This window comes from Vibrio sp. R78045, assembly GCF_042466085.1.
Taxonomy (GTDB): domain Bacteria; phylum Pseudomonadota; class Gammaproteobacteria; order Enterobacterales; family Vibrionaceae; genus Vibrio; species Vibrio cyclitrophicus.
Genome location: NZ_JAXHBS010000018.1, coordinates 1,412,938 through 1,424,879, shown reverse-complemented (window position 1 = coordinate 1,424,879; position 11,942 = coordinate 1,412,938). Strand labels below are relative to the sequence as shown.

Below are 11,942 nucleotides of genomic sequence, written 5' to 3'. Positions count from 1 at the left end.
AATGAGTTATTTTGAAGCGTTTATATTGGCGTTGGTACAAGGCTTTACTGAATTTCTACCTATTTCCAGTTCAGCACACTTAATCCTTCCTTCCGCGGTATTGGGTTGGGAAGATCAAGGTTTGGCTTTTGATGTTGCAGTACATGTTGGTACGTTGGCTGCAGTGGTTATTTATTTCCGCAAAGAAGTGGTCTCTTTGTTGAGTGCGTTTTTTGGCTCGGTATTTAAGGGTGATCGCAGTAAAGAAGCGAAGTTAGCGTGGATGATCATTCTCGCAACGATCCCGGCATGTATCTTTGGCTTGTTGATGAAAGACATTGTTGAGCTTTACTTGCGTAGCGCGTGGGTGATTGCAACGACGACGATCATTTTTGGCCTATTGCTATGGTGGGTGGATAAGAATTCAAGCCTACGTGATGACGAATACCAAGCGGGTTGGAAAAAGGCTTTGTTTATTGGCCTGGCTCAAGCAATGGCGATTATCCCGGGAACGTCTCGTTCTGGCGCAACCATTACTGCAGCGCTTTACCTTGGCTTTACTCGTGAAGCGGCAGCTCGATTTTCTTTCTTGATGTCTATTCCAATCATCACTTTGGCTGGTGGCTACTTGGGTCTTAAGTTGGTGACAAGCGGTGACCCAATCCATGTTGGCACTCTGCTAACGGGTGTTGCGGTGTCTTTCATCAGTGCTTACATCTGTATTCACTTCTTCTTGAAGCTTATTTCACGCATGGGTATGACACCATTTGTTATCTACCGCCTAATTCTAGGTTGTGGTCTGTTTGCTTTCTTAATGATGCAATAACAGACGCTGATAACAGTCTCGTCGTATAAAGATTGAAATAAAAAGCCCGCTGACTCGCGGGCTTTTTAATGCGTGCTTACTAATGGAGTGAAGACTAAGTATCAGTGAGCTCTGATAATGCGTTTTCAATGGCTGCAGCTCTGCGTTTCTCTTGCTCTTCTCGAATCTCTTTACCTTGAAAACCATCGGCAATAATCGATTTAACCTCGACTTGAAGCGCCGCTTGGTAAGCCACTTCAAAACGCGCTTTCTGAGGATAAGGCTGATCTTCTAATCCTTTACGACCTGCGTGATCAGCTTGGCAGCAAAGTAATATGTTATCTAGCCTATCTGGTTTACGCCAAACATCGAACTTATTGAGAATTTTGAGGAAAGTGGCTGGTTTGAGCTCACTTGCTCGATGGATATTAGAGTGTTGCTCGCATACCAGCAGTGCTAAATCTCTAAACTCATTGGGCACTCGTACTCTTTGGCAAAGCCTTTTAATGATCTTTAAACCAGTGTGACAATGCATTTTGTGGCTTGGCCATTCTTTCTCTGGTGTGACGCCTTTGCCTAAGTCGTGCACTTGAGCAGCAAAGCGCACAGGCAATGACAGGCTTAAGAGTGCTGCTTGTTGAGCAACCATCAGAGTGTGAATCCCCGTGTCGATCTCAGGGTGCCATTTTTCAGGCTGAGGTACGCCAAATAGAGCATCAATTTCAGGTAATACAACAGCCAATGCGCCACATTCTCTTAAAACGGAAAGGAACACCTCTGGATGTGATGTACTAAGAGACTTATGCCACTCTTGCCAAACTCGTTCTGCGGTGAGGTGTGCGAGTTCACCGGATTGGACGATCTTACTCATCATATCCATGGTTTCAGGTGCAACCGTGAAGTTAAGATGGTGAAGTTTTGCTGCAAAGCGAGCGACGCGCAGCACTCGTAGAGGATCCTCTATAAACGCATCAGAAACGTGTCTTAGAATTCGATCAGAGAGATCTCTCTCGCCATGGTAAGGATCGTAAAGTTGGCCCTTGTCATCTTGAGCAATAGCGTTGATCGTCAAATCTCGACGCATCAGATCTTCTTCCAAACTTACGTCTGGCGCAAAGTAACATTCGAAGCCGGTGTAACCTGAGCCAGACTTTCTTTCGGTACGAGCCAGTGCGTGCTCTTCTTTGGTTTTTGGATGTAAGAAGACAGGGAAATCCTTCCCGACAGCGGTAAAGCCAAGGCTCTCCATCTCTTGAGGAGTACTTCCGACGACCACCCAATCTTTATCATAACTTTCAATGTTGAGCAGTTGGTCGCGTACCGCACCGCCGACGAGATAGCGTTGTAGCCCATTCTCTTTTGGTAGGCTATCGAATATTTGCAACTTATCACCTCGAAATGTTTTATCACTGCTGGACTTTACTGCAAGCAATGGTACTTTCCATTAATCGTAATTATAGGGCAGCACATGTATAAGGAATATTTTGGCTTCGTTGAGATGCCATTTTCGATTGTACCAAATTCTCGCTATTTGTTTTTGAGTCAGCGTCACCAAGAGGCGATGCAGAACCTACAAGCCGGTTTAGGCGAAGGTGGGGGCTTTGCAATGCTCACCGGTGAGGTTGGTACAGGGAAAACTACGGTCGCCAAGGCAATGCTGTCCTCTCTCGATAGTCAGACTCAAGCTGGCCTTATACTTAACCCTACATTTTCCAATACTGATTTACTTGAAGCTGTCTGCGATGAGTTTGAGGTTGAGTACCCTGAACAGGCATCGTTGAAACAATTGACTCAGGCGATTCATCACTTCTTACTCGATAGCCATGCCGAAGGCATTCAAACTTTATTGGTGATCGATGAAGCCCAACATCTCGCAGCCGATGTGCTGGAGCAGTTGCGTCTTCTGACTAATTTAGAAACTGACAGTCGTAAATTATTAAAAGTTTTGTTGGTTGGTCAGCCTGAATTACAGCAACACTTACAAACCACTCAGCTACGTCAACTAGCGCAGCGTATTACGGGGCGTTATCACTTGCTGCCACTCAATATTGAGGAAACTGGCAAGTACATCGCGTTTCGTTTGGAAACGGCGGGTGGCGAGCAGATGTTGTTTTCAAATCGCTCGGTTAAGTTAATTGCCCAATATACCCATGGCATCCCAAGGTTGATTAACTTGGTGTGTGATAAAGCGCTTCAGCTCTCTTTTCATGATGGTGAACGAGCTCCTTCGAATGACACGGTTAGCCGAGCTTGCCAACAGATCATGGCCTTTCAAGCCGAGGTTTATCACGTTGAAAAACCTCGCATGGCTTATGTGGCTCCAAAGTTAATCCAATACGCAAGTGTTGCTGTGTTAAGCATTGGTTTAGCATTCGCGACCTTTAATTTCGCGCCATCGTATATCGACTCCTGGTTATCTACTGAGCCTTTAAGCGAAGCGAGCATTGAAGCCTCTCCAACCGTTCAGCGCTCTTTGGTGGTAGGCTCTCCAGAATTGGTCTTGCAACCTGAATCTTCAAAATTTGCATTACCACAACACATTCAGCAGCATTTGATGCAGGGAACCAACCGTTCTCTGGCGATTAAAGATCTCTATACTTTATGGGGTTATCAGTCTTCACTACGTGATGGCTTGTGTTTAAGTGAGCCGCAAAGTGTTTTCGTATGTGAGCAACACCAGTCCAATCTAGAGTCCTTATTAGAGCTTGGTGTGCCTGTTGTCCTTGAGTTAGATATTGAGCAAGAACCTGTGTTCGCGGTACTTTATGGTGCGTCCGAAGATTCGGTGGAATTATTAGTTAATGAAAAGCTTTTGGTAATGCCTAAGCGATCTCTAGAGCAAATATGGCAAGGTGATTATGTCGCGATTTGGAAACAGCCATTAAGAGAGACGCTTAAAGAAGGTTATCAAGGTGAGGCAGTTGCACTGCTTGATCTGTTACTTTCTGAAGTTTTGGATGATGTTGTATCTGGCAGTGATATTTTCGATAGCGAATTGAAAATGAAGGTCGAAGCCTTTCAAATTTGGCAAGGGATGTCGGTAGATGGTATCGCTGGAAAACGCACGCTAGCAAGACTTCAAAGGTTAGCTCAACTCGATTCTCCTAAGCTGATGTCACTGGATGGAGGTGCAAGCTAATGTCACGCATTATGCACGAGCTTAAACAATCTGAGCTTAGAGGTTATCAAAGTCATCATGTACCGAACTCTGCAATGGCGATCAGTAAAAAGAAAGGTTCCTCGGTTGCTATGGGCTTACTCTTTATGTTGGTTCCTTCCTTGATAGTGGGTGGAACTTTAGCTTATCAATCGTATAACGACCAACAACAGTCACCATCAGCAAAGCAACCCGTTGACGTCGTGCAACTAGAACAGGCACCTCAACCAGACGTTGAAGTTGAAATAGCTGAGGCTGGTACGCAAAGTGTGGATACTGCGTCAGAAGGAGTTAAAAACAAAGCGTTGTTTGCTGTTCGTGCTGCTCCGGTAAGTCAGACATTAGCAGCACTGCCACGCCAAGCGGTTTATGCACAGATTGACTCAGATAGCGGCAATCGTGCTGGTGGCTCAAACGTGAGTGCGGCAAACGCAGACAACCATACACAAGCGACAGCCAGCTCTGATTCATCAACGGTGCAATTATCAGCTCAACCTACAGCGAGCGATGAGAGCCGTGATTTGCAATCGGACAGTGATTTACTGCAAGGGCTAGACTTCAGTGAACTGCCTCCTGATCTGGCGTTGAAGCTTGAATCGATTATGGGAGAGCAGCAAGACGCGCCCGAACCAATGGATTCAAGACCAGCAACACAAACGGAATCTCAGACAATAGAACTCGAGTCTCATAGCAATAGCTTATCTGGAGTGTTACCCAAGTTAGATCTACAAACTCACATGTACTCAAGCAGTGAAACGAAGCGTTGGGTCAAAGTGAATGGCCAAGAAGTGGCGCAAGGAGACTGGATAGGACAGGACATTCAGTTGCTTGAGATTAAACCTCAATCGATAGTGATTGAATTCAATCAGCAGAAGATAGAAATTCCCGCGCTGTATGAATGGAAAGGCTAGCGAGTTCTAAAAGCATCTAGATAAAAGGCAAATAAAAAGGAGCACCTTGGTGCTCCTTTTTGATATTCGATACTGAATTTACTTTTATTCACGTACAACACGAGAAATCGACAAACGAATCGCTTACGCCCAGCCGTTTGGTGACTTTCTACGACGAGGCATAATGTGTGGTAGGACAAGGCCCAGAAGTAGACCAATACCAGCAACACCACCACCGTACATGAAGTACTTCAATAGTAGATCATCTTTTTGAGTGTCTAGTTTAGCGCGTAGTTCACGGTTCTCTGTTTGAGAGCTCGTTAGCTGTTGGCTAATTTCACTGTAGTTCTGTTCTAGTTCAGCAATCTGCTTGTTACGAGACTCTAGAGAGCTCGCTAGGCCTGCTTTTTCGCTGTCAGCACTCTGACGAGCATTCGCTAGCTTGCCTTTTACTTCAGCGAGTTCTTTTTCTAGCTTAGGCATGCGCAGTGCCATGCTTTCTTGTGTGCTTACAAACTTACTTTCAACCCAACCTTTACGGCCACGGCTGTCTTGAACCTGGGTGTAACCCGTGCTCTTGTTCGTTTGTAAGTAGGTAATCTTCTCACCAGCGTCAACACTACCGATGATACGGAACGTATTGTTTGGGCCAGAATGCATATAAGTAAATAGTTTGTCAGCAATATAACGGTCTTGTGCAAAGGCAGCTGGAGCCGCAAGCATTGCGAACAAAACTAAGCTAATCAGTTTTTTCACAGTAAATCCCTTAACGATTCAAATTGGGTAGGCGTATGAGTCAGCCTCAATCCACAAATAATATTTAGTTTCTTTATGCGGTGCAACAAAGAAGGGAGGCAAAGCCTCCCTTTCTGTGCGTTTGAGTCAATAATGACATGGCATTTACATATCGTTACTGAAGCTCACAGTATTCTGACGCTAGTATTCACTAACGAAATCGCTATTACACGCTAAACACAGCCTGAATTGCGTAGAAGAATACAACAGCAAGCAGAGCACCTGCTGGTAGCGTTACAATCCAAGATGCAACGATGTTACGTACAACACCTAAATTCAGCGCCGCGATACCACGAGCAAAACCTACACCCAGAACCGCACCAACTAATGTTTGTGTGGTTGAGATTGGAAGACCAGTACCAGAAGCCAATACAACTGTACATGCTGTCGCTAGTTGAGCTGCAAAGCCACGGCTAGGTGTTAGTTCTGTAATACCAGTACCTACGGTTGCCATTACTTTATGGCCCATGGTCGCAAGACCAACAACGATACCAATACCACCTAGAGGAAGAATCCACCATGCGATGGTGCTCTTACCTGAGATTTCACCCATGTGCTCAACCGTTGAAACAACCGCTGATAGTGGGCCAATCGCGTTTGCTACATCGTTTGAACCGTGTGCAAATGCCATCGCACAAGCTGTGATAACCATTAGTACGCTGAAGATGCCTTCTACGCCAGTAAAGCCATGGTCTTCTTCGCGGTTAGCAAATTTCTTCTGAATGTATAGGTAGCCGCCGACCATGATCAGGCCAGATACGCCAGCAGACCACATCCACGCTTCAGAGTTGCTTAGGTGAAGACCTACGTGCTTAAGACCTTTCTTGATCGTTACAAGTGCAATGACCATTGTGGTAATGAACATGTATACAGGTACAAAACGTTTCGCATTGAATAGCGGGTTTTCTGTATCAAATATCAGTCGTTGAGCACTGACAAAAATGAGATAGGCGAAAATACCGGAAATCAAAGGTGTGACAATCCAACTACCAACAATACCTTGAACACTGTTCCAGTCTACTGCTTCTGTACCTACAGACACACACGCAAAACCGATGATTGCACCGATGATTGAGTGAGTTGTTGATACTGGCCAGCCCATGTATGACGCTAGAAGTAGCCATGTACCAGCAGCAAGTAGTGCAGACATCATGCCGTAAACAAGTACGTCAGGTTGCTCTGCGAAAAGAGATGTTTCGATAACACCTTTACGGATTGTGTCAGTTACTTCGCCGCCCGCAAGGTAAGCACCTGCGAATTCAAAGATCATTGCGATAATGATCGCTTGTTTTACGGTTAGAGCTTTAGAGCCTACTGAGGTGCCCATTGCGTTCGCAACGTCATTTGCACCAATACCAATAGCCATCAAGAAACCGAAAGCTGCTGCAACAATAATCAGGACAGTGCCGTAGTTAGCAAGGATATCCATCGTAATACCTAGTTGTTTGATAACAAGCGGAACAAATTTAGACGCAAAAAACCGCTCAGCGAGAGAAATACTCAGCGCATAAGTGGTTTGTTCAAAAAATGCTCTTCGTTATATGGTTAACGTATGATTTAAGATCGAGAAAGCATTACTTCAAGACGAGCGCCTACACGCTGTGCTTGATCTGCAATACCACCGACCCATTCAAGAATCTTGTATAAGAACATGATATCAACTGGATTCAGATCGCCTTCAATCGCCATTAGTTGTTGGCGTAGTTCGATCTGCATCGCATCCGTGTCATCTTCAATTACATCTAATTGATGAATCATTTCAGCAACGAGAGTTACTTCACGGCCTTTAAAGCCAGTCTCAAGTAATTCGTCTAATTCATTGATTACGTTTTGTGCTTGGTTCGCTGCATCTAAACAACGTTTAACGTAAGCGATGAAGTTTTCTTGCATAGGAGCAGGAATGACAAGTTGTCGACCATATACACGGCCAGCAATGTCTTTCGCTAGGTTTGCGAGTTTGTCTTGTTGCGTTAATAGCTCCAACATGTCGGTGCGATCAACTGGCATAAACAAACCACGAGGAAGTTTAAGGCGAATTTCACGTTTTAGTACGTCAGCTTCTTTCTCAAGGTGAGAAATTTGAGCTCGAATTTCTGATGCTTTTTCCCAGTCACCTTTTGAAGAAACTTCAAAGAAATTAACCAGGTGAGAACAACATTCGTTCACGCATACTACGTGACGCTGCAAAGGTTTAATTGGGGACTTTGCAAATAACCCCATAATTGTATTTACTGGCATGGTCATCCAACCTAATAAATAATAACCTTAAAACAACATACACCATATTCATGGTGAAATGTTAAGCGATGGCTACAAAGTCGCGCATGTTAACCTAATCAATGTCTCATTAAAACTGTTTTAGATCATCATAAGGGCGATATTTCTGACTTGCTGACTTTTGAAATTGGCAATATCCTGTCCCTATCTTCACAGAAAGGTATAACTATGGAAACCGAGATAGAACTGAAGTTTTTTGTTTCGCCTGATTTTTCAGAGACTTTACGCAATAAAATTGCTGAAACTAAAGTACTTCAGCACAGTTGTCGAGAGCTAGGTAACATCTACTTTGACACCCCTGACAACTGGCTACGTAAGCACGATACAGGCTTGCGCATTCGACGCTTTGATGACGTATTTGTACAAACCGTAAAGACCGCTGGTCGTGTGGTCGCTGGCCTGCACCAAAGGCCTGAATACAATGCTGAGCATGACAGCAACGAACCCAAGTTATCTTTACATCCAGAAGACATTTGGCCTGAGGGTAAAGATATTGAAACGTTGCAAGCTGAGCTGACGCCTCTATTTTCTACTAACTTCACGCGCGAGCAGTGGTTGATTGGTATGCCTGATGGTAGCCAAGTCGAGGTTGCGTTTGACCAAGGCTTTGTTGAATCCGGTGAGCTGCAAGAACCCATTTGTGAAGTTGAGTTAGAACTTAAATCTGGTCAAACGGATGCGCTGTTTACACTTTCTCGTCAATTTTGCGAGCAAGGAGGCATGCGCCTGGGTAACCTTAGCAAAGCGGCTAAGGGTTATCGTCTTGCCCAAGGTTATCAAGGGGATGAAGTCACTCCTTTGACCTTAGTTGATACTAGCAAAAGTGATACTGTTGAATCGTGTTTCATTCAATCTTTAGAGCACGCTCTCGCTCATTGGCATTATCACGAACAGATTTTCACGGAACGCCAATCGATTGAAGCGTTACATGAGATCAGTCATTCGCTGAGTTTCATTCGTCAAACTTTCACCATTTATGGCGGTATCGTGCCACGCCGTGCGAGTGCTATTCTGCGTCAAGAGTTGAAGTGGCTTGAGCAAGAACTCGATTGGCTTAAGAGCTATGACCATTTCGAGGATTTACTTGAAGACAAAGGCCATGTGCTGCGCAAATTGGACGCACGTAAATTCTTGGTAGCTGAGCTTAAAGAAATGCAAGATCAGCTTCCTGATCGTGAAGACTTACTTACTTTGCTAAGTTCGGCACGTTACACTGGTTTATTATTGGATTTGAGCCGCTGGATCTTGTCTCGTGGCTGGCAGCCGTTTCTTGATGATAAAGCGCGTGAACAAATGGAACGTGGTATTGAATGGTTTTCAGTGCAGCAACTCGATCGAACATGGGCAGAGTTGATGGAAGCCTTCCCACCAGAACGTGTCATGACCAGCCAAGCGTATATTGATCAGCAATACCGTTTGATGCGAAACCTATATTCTGGCGTTGGTTTCGCGAGTTTGTATGATGACGCTGAACGAAACAGCTTCCGCTTGCCATGGGCCGATATGGTTCAAGGCATTGATGACTTGCTAGCACTTAAAACATTAGAGCCTTTGACTGAGAAGCTGGAAGGCGACGAGAAGGTTCAGCTAGAGCGTTGGTTGGCTCGCCAAGAAGTGTCTATTCTGCATGCGATGGAGCAGACGCGCCAAATCAGTGTTGAGGTTGAGCCGTACTGGCAAGACTAAACCCAATACCGGTATCAATATTAATATGAATTTGAAAATAGGGCCTCGGCCCTATTTTTTTGTTTGTTGCTCGAGCTTTTCTAGTCGCTCTAGTATTTTTTGTTGTTGCTCTATGATCTTTTCAAGGTGTTTCTCTTTGTTTTCTGCTCGTTTATTTTCATGGTGAGTTGGAGAGGTGATCAAAGAAGTAATCAAGCCTGAAATCATACCGAACACACCCACACCACAGATGATCACCAGAGAGGCAACTAATTTGCCTGAGCTCGTCACAGGATAATGGTCACCGTATCCTACAGTACTGATGGTAACAAAAGCCCACCATAAAGCATCTTGGCCAGTGGTAATGTTGGCATTGGGATCTTTGTGCTCCAAGAGCAGGATAGTGCCTGCGCCTATGGTCAATAAAATAACCAGCAGTAGAATGATTGAGGCGAGCGTGGTCTCTCTTCGATTACGAAAGAGCTCTCTGAAAACCCGTTTACCTGACCGCAAAACGAGAATGACACGCAGGATTTGAAAAATGCGAGCGAAACGAAGAGGTTCGATCATTGGGAGACTTGCTAAGAAATCGATCCAGTGTACTTTTAGATATTCTTTCTTGTTTTGTGATCTGAATAGATCAATTGTGAGCTGAAAAAGAAAAACACTACAGATTACAAAATCGAGGCCGATAAGGACTTGTTTTGATTCTTTATCAATCGGTGCAAACAATAAGCCTGAGATCACAAATAACGCTAAGAAAGAGAGAATCAGTGATAATAAGCTCATCGGCTTGGTTGCGTCTTTGGTACTATTCAACATTCATACGAGGCTCAAAATAAATCGCGACTTTGACTGACATAGCCACCTCGCGGATATAGAAGCCATCAATATATAAGAATAAATGGAGAACTGACAATGACTAAACTGTCATTCAAGCCGTGGGAAAGGGTAATCTCTGACGTTCGTCTCGTTCCGAAAATGGTCATGCTGATGATATTCAGCACTATTTTGATCATTTCAAAACAGCTATGGGACGCAAGTACGTTTTATGATTCATTGCTTGCAGTAACGAACAATGCGCAGGTTGCTCAGCAGCACTATGAGACTTATCTAGTTCAAGTCGCATGGCAAACCGCTTTAATGATCGTCGTGTTTGTGGTTCTCTTATTAGCTGCCGCTCGTGTGATGTTGCGTCAAACCCAGTACCTAAACGATGCTATTAAAACCATGGCCGATAAGAACTTATCAGTACCGATTGAAATGGACTGTAAAGATGAATACGGTGATGTGGCACGCGAGCTTGAAAAAACTCGTGTTCAATTGAATGACATGATCAAAACTCAAGTGGCATCTTCAGACGAGCTATTCGCTTTGACCGAAGTGATGACCATAAGCATGTCTGAAACCAAAGATTCTGCTCAAGAAGAGTTCAACGAAATCGACCAGCTAGCAACTGCAATGAGTGAGATGACATCTACCGTGCAAACCGTAGCCGAGCATGCACAAAGTGCTTCTTCATTGACTGAGCAGGCTTCAGGCCAAGCTCTGACTGGTCAAAAGTTCGTTCAAGGTTCTGTTTCCAAGATGAGTGAGTTGTCTTCAGATATCGCAGCCTCTGCTGCTGCGGTAAACCAAGTTGAAGAGCGCGTTGACTCAATTGGTAGCGTTGTGGGCACTATCCAAGGCATTTCAGAGCAAACTAACCTACTGGCACTGAACGCAGCGATAGAAGCAGCGCGTGCGGGTGAAGCTGGACGCGGTTTTGCGGTTGTTGCCGATGAGGTTCGTAACCTTGCGCAGCGTACTCAACAAGCAACAGTAGAAATCCAAGACATGATCAGTCACCTACAAAGCAGCGCTAACTCTGCGGTAGAACTGATGGAAAAAAGCGTGGTGGAAGCGGCTGAAGGTGTTGAACTTGTTACTAATGCTGGGTCTGAACTCGATGGTATCGTGAGCCAAGTAAATCAGATTAATGATATGAACTTCCAAATTGCAACGGCTGCGGGGCAGCAGAGCAGCGTAGCGGAAGAGATGAGTGTCAACCTCACCAATGTTCGTGAGTTGGTTGAAGCATCTGTAGTTGTCGTTGGTGAGCTTCTTGAAACATCTCAGATCATGGAAACCAACGCGCAAGAACTGGACGGTAAGATTAAGCAGTTTAAGGTGTAAATTTTAGGTTCTAGCCTTTGTTCTCAGGGGGATATCCCTAGAGGTTTATTACTATAGACGAAGGCACTACTCGATAAGTTAACTGATAAAACGCCCACATTGCTAATGTGGGCGTTTTTTATTGGCGTAACTTTGGTATAACTTACTTTTGTTTTTCTAAACAGTCATTGAAACTCGTCTACTAGAACTCTTTATTAAA

Annotated in this window: 10 protein-coding genes; 5 read left to right on the top strand and 5 right to left on the bottom strand. The window is 44.6% G+C overall.

What is annotated here, in order from left to right:
• Position 1: 1 nt before the first annotated feature.
• Entirely contained in the window at positions 2-805 is an 804-nt protein-coding gene (locus tag SJY39_RS28120; RefSeq protein ID WP_010434624.1) for an undecaprenyl-diphosphate phosphatase, read from the top strand.
• Between the two features lie 94 nt (positions 806-899).
• On the opposite strand, the gene SJY39_RS28115 is transcribed toward SJY39_RS28120, so the two are convergent.
• Positions 900-2,216 (bottom strand): multifunctional CCA addition/repair protein, encoded by a 1,317-nt coding sequence (locus SJY39_RS28115; protein ID WP_010434626.1) that lies wholly within the window; start codon positions 2,214-2,216, stop codon positions 900-902.
• 36 nt (positions 2,217-2,252) lie between these two features.
• On the opposite strand from SJY39_RS28115, the gene SJY39_RS28110 reads away from it, so the two are divergent.
• Complete coding sequence (locus SJY39_RS28110; RefSeq protein ID WP_186706792.1) at positions 2,253-3,923, top strand: ExeA family protein; 1,671 nt, start codon at positions 2,253-2,255, stop codon at positions 3,921-3,923.
• Positions 3,923-4,852 (top strand): general secretion pathway protein GspB, encoded by a 930-nt coding sequence (locus SJY39_RS28105; RefSeq protein WP_016799828.1) that lies wholly within the window; start codon positions 3,923-3,925, stop codon positions 4,850-4,852. Before SJY39_RS28110 ends, SJY39_RS28105 begins: the two co-directional genes overlap by 1 nt.
• Positions 4,853-4,975: 123 nt before the next feature.
• On the opposite strand, the gene SJY39_RS28100 is transcribed toward SJY39_RS28105, so the two are convergent.
• From SJY39_RS28100 to SJY39_RS28090, 3 genes are all read right to left on the bottom strand, one after another.
• The gene (locus tag SJY39_RS28100; protein WP_010434638.1) at positions 4,976-5,587 is read right to left on the bottom strand and encodes a TIGR04211 family SH3 domain-containing protein; all 612 of its coding nucleotides are present in this window, start codon (positions 5,585-5,587) and stop codon (positions 4,976-4,978) included.
• A gap of 205 nt (positions 5,588-5,792) precedes the next feature.
• On the bottom strand, positions 5,793-7,055 hold the full coding sequence (locus SJY39_RS28095; protein ID WP_010434641.1) for an inorganic phosphate transporter: 1,263 nt from the start codon (positions 7,053-7,055) through the stop codon (positions 5,793-5,795).
• 128 nt (positions 7,056-7,183) lie between these two features.
• A complete protein-coding gene (locus SJY39_RS28090; RefSeq protein ID WP_010434644.1) occupies positions 7,184-7,864 on the bottom strand; it encodes a TIGR00153 family protein in 681 nt (226 codons plus the stop codon).
• A gap of 207 nt (positions 7,865-8,071) precedes the next feature.
• Between SJY39_RS28090 and SJY39_RS28085 the strand changes: the two genes are divergently transcribed.
• Complete coding sequence (locus SJY39_RS28085) at positions 8,072-9,589, top strand: inorganic triphosphatase (protein WP_010434654.1); 1,518 nt, start codon at positions 8,072-8,074, stop codon at positions 9,587-9,589.
• 51 nt (positions 9,590-9,640) lie between these two features.
• Here the strand turns inward: SJY39_RS28085 and SJY39_RS28080 are convergent, their stop codons facing one another.
• The gene (locus SJY39_RS28080; protein ID WP_010434656.1) at positions 9,641-10,390 is read right to left on the bottom strand and encodes a potassium channel family protein; all 750 of its coding nucleotides are present in this window, start codon (positions 10,388-10,390) and stop codon (positions 9,641-9,643) included.
• A gap of 96 nt (positions 10,391-10,486) precedes the next feature.
• On the opposite strand from SJY39_RS28080, the gene SJY39_RS28075 reads away from it, so the two are divergent.
• A complete protein-coding gene (locus SJY39_RS28075; RefSeq protein WP_010434658.1) occupies positions 10,487-11,743 on the top strand; it encodes a methyl-accepting chemotaxis protein in 1,257 nt (418 codons plus the stop codon).
• The last annotated feature ends 199 nt before the right edge of the window (positions 11,744-11,942 follow it).